Genomic DNA, 15,527 nt, shown 5'->3' with positions numbered 1-15,527 from the left:
AAATCGAAAAAAGCCTAATTACATAATCATGGCCATCCACATCCGTTCAATTATCGCTATTTTATTTATGGTCGTTTCGTTCAGCTGCATTGCTCCAACGGAAGAGAATTCGGATCCGGTCACTACGGAAGCGAACCGCATCGAAACCCTGACCGACGACGGTGTCTGGTGCTGGTTTTCCGATCCCCGGGCGATCTATCATCAGGGGCAAAAGGAACAGATCTATTTCGGCACCATCACCAGTGGGGGAGACGTTGTGATCGGCGCCAAAGATCTGGCTTCCGGAATGGTAAGTTCTTTTATCCTGCACGATTCACTCGAAGTAGACGACCATAATGTACCGGCCATCCTGATCCTGCCGAATGGTCATCTGCTGGCTTTTTACAACGAACACAATGGCGATGTCTTTATGCGCCGGAGCAGCCGTCCGGAAGACATCAGCGCCTGGGAACCGGAACGGGTGATCTGCCAGTCAACGGAGACTTACCGCTACACCTATACCAATCCGGTACAACTGAGCGGCGAGAACGGACGCATCTACCTGATCGGCCGCAAAGTGGGGCCGACCCGTTCTTTTGAACACTGGTGGCAATACATCAAATATTCGGACGACGAAGGGCAAAACTGGAGTGAAGAGGTTATCCTGCTGGATAATGAAGGGCGAAAAAATCCCCCTTATCTGAAAGTAGCTACGGACCATCAATCCCGAATCGACTTTTTATTTACGGATGGACATCCGAAGATCGGACCGGATGTTTCCGTTTTTCATATGTATTACCAGGATGGCGGTTTTTTTCAGACGGACGGAGCGCCCATTGCCCGCTGGGCGGAGGCACCCATTGCGATCAGAGCGGTCAACAAGGTTTACGATGCCGTACCTTCACAGGTCCGGGGCTGGATCTGGGACATCGTGCTGAAAGACGGCCGGCCGCATGTCACCTACGCCCGTTTCCCGTCGGAAGCGGATCATATCTACCATTACGCTTACTGGGCCGACGGCGACTGGCAGGACCAGAAAGTGGTGAATTCGGGCAGCTGGATGGTTAATCTACGGCAGGGTGATCAGGTGCGGGAAGCCCATTATTCCGGCGGGGTGGTCATGAACCCCAATCGACCGGACCATCTATTCCTTTCCCGGGATGTAGCGGGTAAATTTGAGATCGAGCACTGGGAAGCACTGACTGAAGGTCTGTGGACGAATGCGGACGTTACGGAGAATTCCGAAGTCAATAATGTTCGGCCCTATGTTGTCTATCAGGCGCCCCCGGATACAGTGTATTTGCTGTGGATGAAGGGCATTTATCGCCACTACACGGAATACGATATGGGTATACAGCTGATGGAATTGCACTAGGTTGTCTACGGGTTTGGTCGGAGATGAAAAATGAAAAGGTGTGATCAGCCTTAATGATCACACCTTTTCAGGTTCTTTTTACAGATTCAGTTTATTTCCAAAGTCGCAGCACTTTGCCGTTCCCTTCGTCCGTCAGCACATAAACGGAACCGTCCGGCGCCTGTTCCACGTCGCGGATGCGGGCCTGCAGACTTACACGATCCTTCTCGGCGGCCTGCTGACCGTTGACTTCCACTACGACTACGCCTTTGGCCGAAAGGCCTCCGATCAGCATATTTCCTTTCCATGCGGGAAACATATTGCCTGAATAAAAAGCCATACCCGAAGGAGAGATCACCGGGGTCCAGTGGACTACGGCATCGGCATACTGGGGCTGAGTGGGGGGATCGGGAATATCCGTACCGTCGTAATTCTCGCCCCAGGACACTTCCGGCCAGCCGTAATTTTTTCCGGCTTCCGGCTGGTTGAGCTCATCGCCTCCACGGGGTCCCATTTCGGCGATCCATAGATTACCGGTAGCGGGATCGATAGCGGCAGCTTCAATATTCCGGTGGCCGTAGGACCAGATCTCCGGCTGGGCACCCTCTTCGCCAATAAAGGGGTTGCCATCCGCCGGGGAGCCGTCGGGTTTGATCCGGACGACGGTCCCCAAATGATTGCCCAGGTCCTGAGCCGGTGCGAACTGGAATCGTTCCCCCGTGGTCAGAAATAAATTACCATCGGAAAATACGATCCGTCCGCCAAAGTGATTCGGTCCGTTGAGCTTCGGTTGCTGGCTGAAGATGGTAGTGAATCCCGTGATCCGGTCATTTTCCCAGACGCCGCGGCCGACGGCTGTAGAGGCGCTACTGTTCGGCCCCGGTTCTGCAAAGGAGAGATAGACATATTTGTTGGCGGCAAAATTGGGATCCAGCACGATATCCAGCAGACCACCCTGACCGTTTACTTTTACCTCCGGTACACCTTCTACCGGGCCGGATAGTTTATTATTCTGGTCCAGAATCCGAAGATCGCCGGAGCGTTCGGTGACCAGCAGGCGGCCATCGGGTAAGAAGGCCATGCCCCAGGGATGATCCAGGCCGTCGGTCAGGTTTTGCACCTGCAGTGCTCCGCTGTCGGTAGTTGCCTGTTTGACCTGCCCGCAGGCACTAACCGCGAGGATCAGCATCAAAAAAATTACTTTCGGAAGAATCGCGTGTTGGGATAAATGCGGAAATGATCTCGTTTTCATAGTTGGTGGTTTTGGGAAGATTTTGTCTATAACAGCGATGGCGGAAACCTTGTTTGCTTATTTACGATCTACCCATTTTCCGGCCAGCATAACGCGTTCCACGCGCCGCAGGGCAGTTATTCCCTGTAAGGGGTCTCCGCTCACCAGCACCAGATCGGCCATTTTTCCCGCTTCTATACTGCCCAGCCGGTCGGCGATACCCAGGAAGCGGGCATTGAGCAGGGTACCGGCGTGGAGGATAGCCAGGGGTGGAATTCCGCTTTTTTCCAGCAATTCCATTTCGTGTTGAAATGAAGCGTCTTTTGCCGCATACTTTACCCAGCCGTGCGAACCCACCACAACCGCTACGCCCAGTTCGTGCAATACCCTGGTATATTGCAGCATACGTTCAAAAGCGGTCAGCCGCAGGGTGTCGGTTTGCTCAGGCGTAGGCTGGTATTCAAACGCATCCAGCGTAGGACAGACAAAAATGCCTTTTTCGGCCAGAAAGCGCCCCAGGCGGGTAGCCTCCGCTCCATTCGGATCGATATGTTCCCACATGCGATACCGGCCGAGGCGGCGGGCATTGGTATCGTGTAGAATTGCTTGTTTATAATTTTCCGCCTCGATGGGAGAAACGAGGTTGTAGCCCAGCGATGTAATGTGTTCGATGCCGTCCAGTCCCTGATCTACGGCCTGGTAGATGTCCGTGATCTCCAGGTGGGCCGTTACCGGAATACCGATTGCGTGGGCCGATTCGCAGGTCGCCCGGATGATCTCCAGCGAGGATTTGAAATAGATCTTGATGCCGGAGGCTCCCTGGTCGGCAAATTGCTGTACGGCCGCCCGGGCTTCCAGGGCATCCCGCACTACGAATGAGTTGGTGGGGTAGGCCGGCGGGAACATGTCGATGTGCGGTCCCGTCAGAAAAAGCCGGGGCATCGGTCGACCGGAAGCTCGTTCCGACTCAAAGTCTTCGATCCAGGCACCGGGATCCCGTACGGAAGTGACCCCATTTTGCAGGAACAGGGTCGGCAGGGAGTCCATCCGGTTGAGGTGGAAATGAGCATCTACGAAGCCCGGCACCAGTGTCATACCCGTAGCGTCGATGGTCTCGATATCGGCCGGCAGATCTATGCTGCCGTACGGGCCTACTGCGCTGATCCGATCGTTCTCGATCAGTACGCAGCCGTCCGAAATGACGGTTTCGCCATCTCCGGTTATGATCTGCGGATGAATGATCGCCAGTGTAGCGGTCCCGCTTGGGATTTCCCGCTCGTTGACCGCACGGATGGCGGAGCTGGGTGCCGCTGGGGCCGGTTCAGTTCCGTTACAGGAGGAAATGAGTAGGGCTGTAAGGCAGCAGATCGAACAAAAGACCAGGTGTCGCATAAATGAATGTTGAAGGATTATCGCTTTAACAAAGAGCTCGTCCCGGTTGGGCTATTCGCCAAAATCGGCCGCCGTCCAGGTATTGTCCAGATAGTGTAGTGTTTTATGAGTTTCCCGGTTCAGGATCTCGTATCCGTTGATCGCCACCTGTACACGTTCGGGTTCCCAGGTGCCGATGGGTTCCGTAAGCAGGCCGGGGGTGGATATTTTCAGAATGAGACTGATCTCCCGGAGTTCCCAGAGGTAGAGTCTTTTCTCCGGATGCCCGTTCGTGGGATCGATGGTATAGGTCGTGGTATGGCCTGCTTCAAAATCGTTGTATAGGTCCCCTTCGAAGATCGTTTCGTTCAGTCGCCATTCCCGTTCCGGATTGATCCGTAAAAAAACGTGGTGGTCGGTACCGGCCCGGTCGCTGCTCCGGGTGGTGAGCGTCACGTCGATACTGTCGATTTCAAAGTATTGGTAGAGATCGTGCAGACTCAGGGTCGGGCTGGCCAGTCCGTACTTTTGGGCCAGTTTTTTTATACTGATCTTTTTATCGTCTCCGGCCAGTTTAGACAATGCGCTACGGAACGAAATGCGCCGGTGCTGGAGATACTTTTCCCGCACCACTTCGGCGTAGCGCCGGGCGCCCTCCGCATTGGGATGGCCGATGGAAGCTACGAGGGCGGTAATGAGTCGCAGCAGATCATCCCGCAGCAGGGAAGCCGAGGCTACCCGGCGTTGTTCGGCCATCGGGTCCCCGGCGATCAGACGATGGACGTTGCCCAGCGGATTGCTCAGGAACTGCTCCCAGGTCTTTTCCTGGATCTTGCGGGGTTCGAACAGAAAGGATTGCGGGCCACCGACACAGTTCTGGGGACCAAAGGCCGGATGAGCGAACAGGATGCCGGGCCCGCGATGATCCCCGGACCGGTGCATCTGGCCGACCGCACGACGCAACCAGCTCAGCTGCCGCTGGTAAAAATAACGCGTTCGCTGCACCGATCGCCGGGCAACCAGCGGACTCAGCAGCGGTCCCAACAGACCGAATTTTAAACTCAGCACCGAAACAAAAACCGTGAGGATCTGCAGATTGGACAGTTCGGAGAGGATCGGATAGTAACCGGTCAGTACGATCACCGCCCGGGGGTAGAGTCTCCGGGTTTCCTGCAGTAGTTCCAGCATATCGTGGTAGCAGTGTTGCCGGATGCGCTGTTCGAGATCTTCATTACTGCCGGTCGGATTGATGATCACCCGGAAGTCTACATCGTTGATGCCGCCGTTGAGGATGACCAGATCCATTTCCGGGTCTTCGGTATTGTAACTACCCAGCCGGACCTGATCGATGATGGAGGGCAGATCAAACGGGACTTCCTGCCAGAAGGGGATATTGGCATCGGGAATGTGCTCGTCGCTCGGTTTTTTGATGATGGCGCCGGAATGAGCCTGGAATATAAGTTCCAATTGCTCCGGCTCCAGCTCCAGCGCTTCGGCGATCTGCCGAACGGCCAGGACGTGAAACTTCTGTTCCTCCGGCAAACCCTGGCCCCATAAAACGGAATCTCCCACTGCTAATACCTTCATCGTTTCCCGCCTTATTGCAAACTTACCAGTATGGGGATCATTCCCTGTCCTTTATCCAGCGGCCGCAGGGCCTTACCCATTACCGCACCGAAGGCCCGGACGGGATCAGTCGCTTTCATGGCGTGGCCCGGACGAGCGGAGGTCGTGAGCAGGTCACCCACCTCAATAGCTCCGTAATCGGCGTCTACCCGACAATAAACTTTACCGACCAGCGCTACCGGCAGGCGATGTTCCCGATCGGCCTGCTTGTCCATGACGATACCCGGTCGGTAAGGGCCGGCTCCGGATATAACACCGGCCACCTTTTTATCGTAGGGTTCTTTACTCTCCTGCAACCGGCCACGTTGGTCCAGTACCATCACCGTTCCGGGTGTGATGCGATCGACTACCGTCCCGTCAATGTCGAAATCCTCGGCAAAATCAGCATTACTCAGAATGATATCGCCGGCCTGCCCGTCCAGATGGACGGTCGTATTTCCTTCGCTGTTGAGAAGGCGGAGGTCTCCGGCCCGGCCTTCGGCACCGATGTTCAGGTCCGCGGTGTTCCCATCGATCAGTATACCCTTGAAGATGATCCGGCCGGTATCTCCCTCCAGGATCAGGGTGGCTGCGTGCGCTCCCTCGCCATTCTCGGGCAGGATACGAATGCGTCCGCTTAGGGTTTGAATAGGATCCGGATTAGGTGGTGTCTGTTCTTCCATAGGCTCGTTAAATTAAAAAAAGTTTTTTTCCTTGTACTATAAACCCGATGTCCCTTCGACTTATAGGTAAATTAATTTTTGATGCTTAATACGGATCAAATCGGATAAGATGGAACAAAAGCAGCTGGAGACCGCCCTGGAGCGCCTGCACACTCAGAGTTTTGGCTGGGCCCTGCGCTGTTGTTCGGACGACCGTGAGGCCGCGGCCGAAGTGCTTCAGAACACCTATCTCAAGATACTGGAAGGCAAAGCCCGCTTCCGGGAAACTTCCGCCTTCAGGACCTGGCTTTTCTCGGTGATCCGCTTTACCGCCGCCGACTATTATCGACGGCAATCGAGACGACAGCGATTGAAGCTGACGACGCCCGGGATACTCCATGCGGAAACGGAAGCCGGCCCGGATGCAGACGCTCCCGATCGCAAGGAGGTGTTTCGGGAAGTATTGAACCGCTTATCCCCGCAGCAAAGTCAGGTCCTGCATCTGGTATTCTACCAGGATTGCACCATCCGAGAAGCGAGTGACATCATGGGCATTCAACTCGGGACGGCACGCACCCATTACGAACGGGGCAAAAAACAAATGAAAGCATGGCTGCTCAGTGCCGGGGTACTGAAGGACGCATTTTAAGGAAATACCACATTGAAGCCGGAATCCATTCACCAAAGCCGTACACAATGGATAAACATAAAGAACAAGAGCATTTATTAAACCAGCTTTTTCGGGAGCAACGGGAAGCCGATGCCGTCGGATCCCCTTCCTTTCGGGAAGTCTACGGAAAAGCGCAACAAAAACACGGAAAAATGAAGCGTATTAAACTCACCCTGATCATTGCGATCGCCGTAGTGGCGCTGGCCAGTCTGGCCATCCTGACCACCGACCGCGAACAGGCCAACGCGCCTATCCAGGTAGCAAAAGCGGGCCTCTCTTTTTACGAAGACCTGCAGGCAAACGGTAAATTCGTCGTAAACGATATTCAGTTCGCCTTTAACAGCACGGACCTCAAACCGGAATCCCAGTCCATCATTCAAACCATCGCCAAAATGATGGAAGAGCATCCGGAAGTACGGCTGAGTGTAGAAGGCCATACGGATGATCGCGGTTCGGAAAATTACAACCAGGAATTGTCGGCCAGACGGGCCGCCGCCGTTCGCCAGGCCATTATCGGTGAGGGAATTGCTGCTTCCCGCCTGAAAGCGGCCGGATTCGGAGAAGTAAAACCGGTAACCGGAAACGATTCGGACGCCGGCAGGGCGAAGAACCGACGGGTGGAATTTGTTTCTTTTTAAGAGCCTATCCAAAAACCATCCTTTGGTCTTAAAATAACCTTCTATGGAACCTCATTTCGTCATTTCCTCCTTCCGTAGCGCTGCTACGAAACTCGAAAATGACTTCGTGAGCACCCAAATCTGGTCATTTGGACAGCAAAAACGGTTGCTGGATAGCCTCAAAGAGCTAATCTCACATAACATGAATCACCCCGGATTTTATAAAAGGCGGTGTATGACCTCAGCGAGGTCGAATATTCGTAGAATTTAGCATGGATAAGCGTTTTCCGACCTCCCTGAGGTCGAAACCAGCATTTCGACTATTTTGCTACGAATGTTTAACCTCTACGAGGTCATTTTTTGAATCCTGAAAAAATTCAGGATGACTCATGTTTTATTTTTATCCAACCAGATTGGCCAGACGGTCGATCGATATATCTGCAAAATCTCCGATAAAAGCTTTCACCCCGGGGATCTCCCGGAATTGCCCGGGATCATGGGTGGTGGTCACCACGATCACCGAACAGCCCGCGCTGGAAGCCGCGGTTGCACCCACGGGACTGTCCTCAAAAACGACGCATTCCGCCGGCTGCAGCCCGAGCCGGTCGGCGGTTTTCAGGTAGATCTCCGGATGGGGCTTTCCGTTCTCCACACTATCCGAATGCAGGATCACCGGAAATAGATAACGCAACTGGAGGTTGTCCATCACGAAGTCCACATTTTCGGGCGGTGCGGCCGAAGCTACCGCCATTTGGAGATCGGACCGGTTGAGCTCTTCCAGAAAAGCCTCCAAACCGGAGATCAGTTTTAGGTCCGGGCGGTAGATCTCCCGGTAGGCTTCTTCCTTTTCCCAGGAGATCTGTACGCGTTCTTCGGGCGTGAACCGGTCGCCGAACAAACGCTCGAGGATCTCGACATTCACGCCGTGCACCTTTTCCATAACTTCCTCCAGGGACATATTCAGGCCCAGCGAATTCAATTGCTTGTGCCAGGCGCGGTGATGGACCATCATATTGTCGATCATGGTGCCATCCATATCGAAGATGACTGCTTTCATAGTTATAGTTGGATGTTGTTAGAAGCCATCTCAAAAATATCCTTTGGCCTACAAAAGGGGATTTTTGAGCCATATTTCGTTGCAAAAAACGTCACGTAGCTATGGCTATGCTCCGTTTTTTCGCCTCATCTGGCTCAAAAATCCCTCTTTTTCACCATCAAAAACATTTTTGAGATGGCTTCTAGTCAGAAGCAGGGGCTATTAACCCGCTTCCCAAAAGAGGCAAAGATTACAAAATTTTACGGGCCGAAGGTTAAAGACTCGTTAAATCTGGGGGGCGAACGCAGGGACATTAAACCTCCGAAGGGTATTGTGGTCAAAAGAACTAATTTCGGGAACGTTGACAGGAACAGCTCCCGGAAGACTTGGACTCCTGTCTACCACAAATCCAATGATATGCAACAGATCAAACATCTCTACTGGCGGGCCGGTTTTGGCCTGAGCCCCACGGCCTGGGCGGAACGGCGCAACTGGTCCGTTCAGCGGGCGGTGGAACAACTGTTTGCGGAAGCAGCAAAGGATCAAAGCATCCGGAACGCAATTGCCGCTGCATCCGGGCCTTTTGAGAATTTTTCGGAAATGTCCCAGATGTCTAAAGATGAACGTCGCAAGGAAGCCCGGAAAAAGATCACGGCCGACACGGCCGACTGGATCCAAATGATGGCCGATGAGCGGAGCAGCGCCCTCAAACACCGGATGATGTTATTCTGGCACGGGCATTTTGCCTGTCGTGTGTTGCAGCCCAATCTGGCCCTGAAGCAACTGGCGGTACTGGAAGAACACGCACTCGGCAACTTCCGGGATCTCGTACTGGGCATTGCCCGCGACCCGGCCATGATCCGCTATCTGAACAACCAACAAAACCGCAAAGATTCTCCCAATGAAAACTTTGCCCGCGAACTGATGGAACTGTTCACTATCGGCCGGGGGAACTACTCCGAACGGGATGTAAAGGAAGCGGCCCGGGCGTTTACCGGCTGGTCGAGCAATTTGCGGGGCGAGTTCGTGTTCCGGCGGTTCCAGCACGATTTCGGTAGCAAGACCTTTATGGGGAAAACGGGCAACTTCGATGGGGACGATATCATCGATATGCTGCTCGCCCGGAAGCAGACCGCCGTTTTCCTTACCCGCAAGATCTACCGGTACTTCGTTAACGATAAAGTGGATGAGGCGCGGGTGCAGGAACTGGCCGAATCTTTCTATAGTTCCGGTTACGATATCGGTCGCCTGATGCGTAATTTGTTCAGCAGCGACTGGTTCTACGCGCCGCAAAATATGGGTACGCAGATCAAATCTCCCATCGTGCTGCTGGTCGGAATGATGCGTACGTTGCCTACCGAATTCCGGGATGACCGCACTTTCCTCATCCTGCAGAAAGCGCTGGGGCAGATGATCTTCAACCCGCCCAATGTGGCCGGCTGGCCCGGTGGGCAAAGCTGGATCGACAACTCTACGCTGATGCTCCGCCTCAATTTGCCGGTCTATCTGCTGGAAGCCGGTGAAGCCAACCTACGCCCCAAGGACGCTTTGGAATCCGATAGCCGGGGTGGGCGACTGCGGAAACTGGACGCCCGTATCGATTTTTCCCGACTGGAAAACTGGCTGGGGGCGCAGCAACCGGCGGCAGCCGCAAAAGAGCTGGCGGAATACCTCATCGTACGTCCGGTACAGCTGCCGGCACTACTGGCAGAGGGACTCGCCCGGCAGTCGGATACGGCCCGTACCCTGCCAATGATGCTGGTGGGCGTCATGTCTTTACCGGAATACCAGTTGTGCTGATCCGGTATCTGGAATGTATTGCTGTTTAGCCAGTTTTTATCCGGTATTCCGGATGCACGGACCTTCAAAATTCAGAAAAATGAAAAGAAGAGATTTTCTCAAAACTTCCGCTATATCTTCCTCCGCTTTATTGGCCCCGGCCTTTTTGCGGGCCTACAACCCACAGCGTTTGTACAACAGCCGCGCCGAAAGGATCCTGGTCGTGGTGCAGTTGTCCGGCGGGAACGATGGACTGAACACCATTGTGCCCTACCGGAACGATCTGTATTACCAGCAGCGGCCCTCCCTGGCGATCGCTAAAGAGGAGGTACTGCCGGTAAGTGACGAGCTGGGTTTTCATCCGGCTATGTCCGCGCTGCAGTCCCTGTACGACGACGGATTGATGAGTATCGTTAACAATGTGGGGTACCCCAATCCGGACCGTTCGCATTTCCGTTCCATGGACATCTGGCATACGGCCAGCAGGAGTGATGAATACCTGAGTACCGGCTGGCTGGGCCGTTATCTGGATCAGGCCTGTATCGATTGCGAACAGGCGCACGTTGCACTGGAAGTGGACGATGCCCTGAGCCTGGCCCTCAAAGGGGAAAAACGCAGTGGCTTTGCGATGAGCAGTCCGGCGCAGTTGAAAAAGATGACGGATAACCGCTACCTCCAACTTATCGCGGATCACCCGCACGAACACGAGGAAAATGTGGCCTATCTCTACAAAACACTCATCGATACCCAGGCTTCGGCGGATTACCTGGCTAGCCAGGCCAGAGTACACCGTTCGACCGTGGACTATCCCGCTACGGAATTCGGCCGCGACCTGAAGCAGATCGCCGAACTCATTACGGCGGATACGGATACCCATATCTACTACGTAAGCCTGACCGGATTCGACACGCACGCCGGGCAGCAGGGGCGCCAGCAGCGCCTGCTCCAGCAGTACAGCGAAGGCATGAAGGCCTTTATGGAAGACCTGCGTCAGAATAAACTGATCAATGACACCCTGGTACTGACATTTTCGGAATTCGGTCGCCGGGTGAGTCAGAACGCCAGTGGAGGCACCGACCACGGTACGGCCAATAATCTTTTCCTGATGGGCGGAAACCTGCGCCGGAAAGGATTTTTCAATGAGGGACCGGATCTGACGGATCTGGACGAGGGGGACCTGAAATACCGGGTGGATTTTCGCGAGGTGTATGCTTCCATTTTGAACAAATGGCTGCAGGCGGACGCTCTGGAGGTGTTGAACGGGCGGTTTGCCGGACTTCCTTTGATATAACTGGACTACTTTTTACAGTTGGTGGAGGGGGAGGTTGGGAGATTAGGAGACCGGGAGATTGGGAGACCAGGAGATTGGGAGAAGGGGAGGAAAGCGATGCGCTTTGTCTTTTTCCCGATCTTCTGGTCACTCCGTCTTTTTCAGTAGTGTATAATATAGCTTGAGTCCTGTCAATCAGGGATTAAATGTACCGTAGAGACGAAATGTAGGTAGCCTTCTATCCAGAATTTACCTTAATCTGAAGGCCGATCAGATCATGCGTTTCAGGTCCGGTATGCGGTTCAGAATCTTTTGCGTCAGATCGAGTTGTGCCGTAGCCCGTTGCAGGTTGTGCTCCGGAGAGTGGATCTTGTAGTAGACGTCGCCCATCAGGAAATCCGTCAGAAAGCGGATGCCCATGATGTAGGCCAGCATGGCTCCCGAGAGGGGCAGGTATTCCAGTTCCAGCGGACTCAGGATATCGCGGGAAGGTTCGAGATACCCGCGCGCGAAAGCTTCAAAACGGTCGAGGTCCACCTGGATCTTTTCGAGATCCGTTTCGTCCTCCGGTGCGCTGCTGACACTGGTACGAACGGCATCGCCGAAATCGAAATGTACGTATCCGGGCATGACCGTATCCAGGTCGATCACACAGCGTCCCTTGCCATTGCGGTCCAGCATGACGTTGTTGAACTTGGTATCGTTGTGGGTTACACGAAGGGGGAGCTGGTGCTGATCGCCCAGCGCCTGGATCCGGCACATTTCGTCGGCAACCTCCAGGGCAAAACGGATCAGGTGATTGGCCTGGAGCACCCGACCGGCTTTATCGTCTTTTACCGCCCGTTCGAGATTGCGGACGCGCATCGGTACGTGGTGGAAGTTGGGCAGGGTAGGGAAGAGGGTTTCGGCGGGGAAATCCGACAGATCCCGTAAAAATGTCCCGAAGGCTTTGCCGCCTTCGTAGATCTGTTCGGACGTTTCCACCACATCGTAGGACACCAGCTTCTCCAGGAAAATGTACACCCGCCAGTAGCTGCCGTTGTCATCCCGGATGAAAAGATCACCCGTGCGGGTGGGGACAATGGTCATACTGTGGTATTCCGGATTCTCCTTCTTTTTCAGATGCTCCGTCACCCGGAGAATATTATCCATCATCGGCCCCACGTGGGGAAATACCTTATGATTGATCCGCTGCAGGAGATAATCCGGTTCCCCCGGGCTTGCATTGGTGATCTTGAAGGTATCATTGATGTGACCGCTTCCGAATCCCTGAATATTTCCGATCGCCCCGCTGATCTCAAAATGTGTTAAAAGTTGTTCTATATCTAATGCCATTTTCAGCATGCTTGAATGCAATTTGGGGGCAAAATAAGGCATATCTGCCGATGATGGCGTATAGCGGGCGGATTATTACTATCGTACTCCCGATTTTAGAACGCCCGTATTTTTGGTGGCCGGAAGAGATTTTCGCACTTAAAAGCGGGAACGGAAAAACAAAACGGCCATAGAATAACCTCCTGGATGGAAGATCTTTCTATGGCCGTGCTAAGTGTCCAGTATGGGCTTTATTCTACGCGCAAGCTCTCTACGGGGCGTTCCCGCCCGGCCCGGATGGCCTGAAAACTGATCGTGATCAGTGTGATCAGGACGGCACCTAAACCGGCGATAATGAATTCCCCGGGCCCGATATCGATCCGGTAGGTGTACTGCGCTAGCCATCGCTGTATAAAGTAAAGGGCAATCGGCACTGCAATGATGCAGCTGAGCAGGATAAGCCCGATAAATTCTCTGGACAGCAAGAGCCATATCTGACTAAGACTGGCCCCCAGTACCTTCCGGATACCGATCTCTTTTCTGCGTTGCTCCGCCAGGTATGTGGCCAGGCCAAATAGCCCTAGGCAGGAAACGAAAATAGCCAGTGCGGCAAAGATGGCTGCCAGCTTACCTACCAGCACTTCCAGCCGGAATTTTTGGGCATAAGTATCATCTACGAATTCATACTCATACGGAAATGTAGGATTGTGCCGGTTGAAAAGTACCGACAGGGTAGCGATCGCCTGCTGGGTATTGACTTCCGGACGTAGTCGGTACAACATGGAAGCTCCCCATTGGCCATGGGCAAATACGGTCGGTACCACCGGGTCATACGGAGAGATCATTAAAGCATCTTCTACCAGCCCGACAATAGTTCCCTGGTCTCCTCCCTGTAAGGTAATGGTTTGATTGACCGGATCTTCCAAACCAAATCGGTCTGCTGCTGCCCGATTGATGATGAGACTGGTAGAATCCGACTGCCAGTCCGGGTGGAAATTGCGACCTTGCAATAATTGGATGCCCAGAGTATTAAAATAATCTTCCGTCACCCGGATAAAGGCGATTCCTCCGGCGGGAGTATCACCGGTCTTACCCGGCCAATGCTCGACTTCGATCCGGGAGAATATACTGGTGATGGGGCTGGAACCCCAGGCAACCGACTCCACCACACCACTTTGCAACATTTCATTCCTGAGCACCTGGTAGTTATCGTTCAGATCATCCGTCATACGGGTCATCATCAGGCGCTCCTGATCATAACCCACCGGACGCTGCTGTACGTAATTGATCTGGCGGTAGATCACCATCGTCCCGATGATCAACGCAATGGAGCTGCTAAACTGGAGTAGCACGAGGATTTTCCGTCCCCTACTGGTGCCCCGTCCGGTAGTGATTTTTCCCTTCAGGACTTTAACCGCCTGAAAAGAAGAGAGATACCAGGCGGGCCGACTTCCGGCCATAAGCGCAGTGAGTGTGGTATAGACCAACAGCACGATCCAAAATAACGGCTGGTCCAGAGGGAATTGGATACGAACATTAGCCAGATCATTGAAAAAGGGTAAAATCGCGTATACCAGAATGAGCGATAAAACGGCCGCCAGTGAAGTGATTAAAAAGGATTCCACCAGGAACTGCGTAACGAGGTGTTTTCGCTTGGAGCCGATCGCTTTGCGCACGCCTACTTCCTTTGCTCTTTTTTCAGAACGGGCGGTGGCGAGATTGGTGAAATTAATACAAGCCAAAATGAGCACCAGGAGACCGATGAGGCCGAACATTTGCAGGTAATCGATATATCCACCGGAAGGCTGGCCGTTTTCAAATTCATTGTAAAGGTGCCAGTCCTTGAATGGGTATAAGCCCAATTCGGGTTCGAAGTTGACCTTCCCTTCGGAATTATCCTGGATCAGGTCGCGGATCCTCGAGCTTACCTGCTCCCGACTGGCATTAGGGTCCAGTGCAGCGTAGATTTGAAAGGAATAATTTTCCCATTGGGTACGGGAGGCTCTTACCCAACCTGCGCTTTGTTCGTACAGAGAAAAAGGTACCAGGTATTGAAAGTAAAATGAACTGTTGGATGGTATGTTTCCCATAACACCGGTAACCTGTAAATCAAAGCGATTATCGTAACGTACGGATTTGCCCATAGGATCCTCATCTCCAAACAGGGCCCGGGCCGTCCGGGCGGTTAAGATAATGGAATAGGGATCGGATAACGCAGTTTCGGCATGTCCCTGTAACAGGGGAAAACGAAAGATCTTGAGAAAATCACCGCCGACGCTGGCTCCACTAAGGTACAACTTCTGTTCGCCCACCATCAGACCATGCCGCTGCATCCAGTCGCATTCGGCTACATAGCGAATACCGGGAATATTATTGCGTAATGCATTGGCTACCGGTAGTGGAACGGCGTTGGAGCTCTCTATTGCTCCTTCCACGCTTTCATTGACGTAGATCTGGTACGACTGATCGTATCCGGATAAGAACCGGTTATAACTGAACTCGTAGTGGATCAGTAAACCAATGAGTAAAGCAACGGCCATTCCCACGGCCAGACCACTGATATTGATCAGGCTGTAGACCCGGTGCTTAACCAGGCCGCGCAGGGCGATCTTTAGATAACTTTTGAGCATGATTAGGTG

Annotated in this window: 12 protein-coding genes; 5 read left to right on the top strand and 7 right to left on the bottom strand. The window is 53.4% G+C overall.

All coding sequences use genetic code 11. The annotated features are described in order from the left end of the window. The first annotated feature begins 28 nt into the window (after nt 1-28). Complete coding sequence (locus CRP01_RS10770; protein ID WP_099150028.1) at nt 29-1,354, top strand: BNR-4 repeat-containing protein; 1,326 nt, start codon at nt 29-31, stop codon at nt 1,352-1,354. 91 nt (nt 1,355-1,445) lie between these two features. On the opposite strand, the gene CRP01_RS10765 is transcribed toward CRP01_RS10770, so the two are convergent. From CRP01_RS10765 to CRP01_RS10750, 4 genes are read right to left on the bottom strand one after another with little or no spacing between them, the layout of a single operon-like run. Continuing rightward, nucleotides 1,446-2,585 carry a PQQ-dependent sugar dehydrogenase gene (locus CRP01_RS10765; protein ID WP_222845695.1) on the bottom strand — a complete coding sequence of 380 codons (1,140 nt, stop codon included), beginning with the start codon at nt 2,583-2,585 and terminating at the stop codon, nt 1,446-1,448. A gap of 57 nt (nt 2,586-2,642) precedes the next feature. Then, the gene (locus CRP01_RS10760; protein ID WP_099150026.1) at nt 2,643-3,956 is read right to left on the bottom strand and encodes an amidohydrolase family protein; all 1,314 of its coding nucleotides are present in this window, start codon (nt 3,954-3,956) and stop codon (nt 2,643-2,645) included. Between the two features lie 51 nt (nt 3,957-4,007). Beyond that, the gene (locus CRP01_RS10755) at nt 4,008-5,522 is read right to left on the bottom strand and encodes a hypothetical protein (protein WP_099150025.1); all 1,515 of its coding nucleotides are present in this window, start codon (nt 5,520-5,522) and stop codon (nt 4,008-4,010) included. Between the two features lie 11 nt (nt 5,523-5,533). Further along, entirely contained in the window at nt 5,534-6,223 is a 690-nt protein-coding gene (locus CRP01_RS10750) for a hypothetical protein (RefSeq protein ID WP_099150024.1), read from the bottom strand. A 109-nt stretch (nt 6,224-6,332) separates the two neighbouring features. Between CRP01_RS10750 and CRP01_RS10745 the strand changes: the two genes are divergently transcribed. Beyond that, a complete protein-coding gene (locus CRP01_RS10745) occupies nt 6,333-6,851 on the top strand; it encodes an RNA polymerase sigma factor (RefSeq protein ID WP_099150023.1) in 519 nt (172 codons plus the stop codon). 47 nt (nt 6,852-6,898) lie between these two features. Next, nucleotides 6,899-7,510, top strand: coding sequence for an OmpA family protein (locus CRP01_RS10740; RefSeq protein WP_170110317.1), 612 nt, complete (start codon nt 6,899-6,901; stop codon nt 7,508-7,510). Nucleotides 7,511-7,889: 379 nt separating this feature from the next. Here CRP01_RS10740 and CRP01_RS10735 read toward each other — a convergent pair whose 3' ends face one another. Then, nucleotides 7,890-8,546, bottom strand: a complete 657-nt coding sequence (locus CRP01_RS10735; protein WP_099150021.1) for an HAD family hydrolase — start codon at nt 8,544-8,546, stop codon at nt 7,890-7,892. 396 nt (nt 8,547-8,942) lie between these two features. Here CRP01_RS10735 and CRP01_RS10730 point away from each other — a divergent pair, with 396 nt between their 5' ends. Both CRP01_RS10730 and CRP01_RS10725 read left to right on the top strand, forming a co-directional pair. After that, nucleotides 8,943-10,325 (top strand): DUF1800 domain-containing protein, encoded by a 1,383-nt coding sequence (locus tag CRP01_RS10730; protein ID WP_099150020.1) that lies wholly within the window; start codon nt 8,943-8,945, stop codon nt 10,323-10,325. A gap of 79 nt (nt 10,326-10,404) precedes the next feature. Continuing rightward, nucleotides 10,405-11,595, top strand: coding sequence for a DUF1501 domain-containing protein (locus CRP01_RS10725; protein WP_099150019.1), 1,191 nt, complete (start codon nt 10,405-10,407; stop codon nt 11,593-11,595). 249 nt (nt 11,596-11,844) lie between these two features. Here CRP01_RS10725 and CRP01_RS10720 read toward each other — a convergent pair whose 3' ends face one another. Together CRP01_RS10720 and CRP01_RS10715 are read right to left on the bottom strand one after the other, a co-directional pair. Further along, on the bottom strand, nt 11,845-12,909 hold the full coding sequence (locus CRP01_RS10720) for a phosphotransferase enzyme family protein (RefSeq protein ID WP_170110316.1): 1,065 nt from the start codon (nt 12,907-12,909) through the stop codon (nt 11,845-11,847). A gap of 230 nt (nt 12,910-13,139) precedes the next feature. Then, complete coding sequence (locus CRP01_RS10715) at nt 13,140-15,518, bottom strand: ABC transporter permease (RefSeq protein ID WP_099150017.1); 2,379 nt, start codon at nt 15,516-15,518, stop codon at nt 13,140-13,142. Nucleotides 15,519-15,527: the final 9 nt, after the last annotated feature.

Source organism: Flavilitoribacter nigricans DSM 23189 = NBRC 102662 (assembly GCF_002646595.1).
Classification (GTDB): domain Bacteria; phylum Bacteroidota; class Bacteroidia; order Chitinophagales; family Saprospiraceae; genus Flavilitoribacter; species Flavilitoribacter nigricans.
Note: the sequence above shows the minus strand (reverse complement) of the source record. Positions and strands in the feature narration are given on the sequence as shown.

Excerpts from the sequence above, each read along its gene's own strand:
- CRP01_RS10770 (WP_099150028.1), top strand. The coding sequence starts at position 29 with ATGGCCATCCACATCCGTTCAATTATCGCTATTTTATTTATGGTCGTT.
- CRP01_RS10765 (WP_222845695.1), bottom strand. The coding sequence starts at position 2,585 with ATGAAAACGAGATCATTTCCGCATTTATCCCAACACGCGATTCTTCCG.
- CRP01_RS10760 (WP_099150026.1), bottom strand. The coding sequence starts at position 3,956 with ATGCGACACCTGGTCTTTTGTTCGATCTGCTGCCTTACAGCCCTACTC.
- CRP01_RS10755 (WP_099150025.1), bottom strand. The coding sequence starts at position 5,522 with ATGAAGGTATTAGCAGTGGGAGATTCCGTTTTATGGGGCCAGGGTTTG.
- CRP01_RS10750 (WP_099150024.1), bottom strand. The coding sequence starts at position 6,223 with ATGGAAGAACAGACACCACCTAATCCGGATCCTATTCAAACCCTAAGC.
- CRP01_RS10745 (WP_099150023.1), top strand. The coding sequence starts at position 6,333 with ATGGAACAAAAGCAGCTGGAGACCGCCCTGGAGCGCCTGCACACTCAG.
- CRP01_RS10740 (WP_170110317.1), top strand. The coding sequence starts at position 6,899 with ATGGATAAACATAAAGAACAAGAGCATTTATTAAACCAGCTTTTTCGG.
- CRP01_RS10735 (WP_099150021.1), bottom strand. The coding sequence starts at position 8,546 with ATGAAAGCAGTCATCTTCGATATGGATGGCACCATGATCGACAATATG.
- CRP01_RS10730 (WP_099150020.1), top strand. The coding sequence starts at position 8,943 with ATGCAACAGATCAAACATCTCTACTGGCGGGCCGGTTTTGGCCTGAGC.
- CRP01_RS10725 (WP_099150019.1), top strand. The coding sequence starts at position 10,405 with ATGAAAAGAAGAGATTTTCTCAAAACTTCCGCTATATCTTCCTCCGCT.
- CRP01_RS10720 (WP_170110316.1), bottom strand. The coding sequence starts at position 12,909 with ATGGCATTAGATATAGAACAACTTTTAACACATTTTGAGATCAGCGGG.
- CRP01_RS10715 (WP_099150017.1), bottom strand. The coding sequence starts at position 15,518 with ATGCTCAAAAGTTATCTAAAGATCGCCCTGCGCGGCCTGGTTAAGCAC.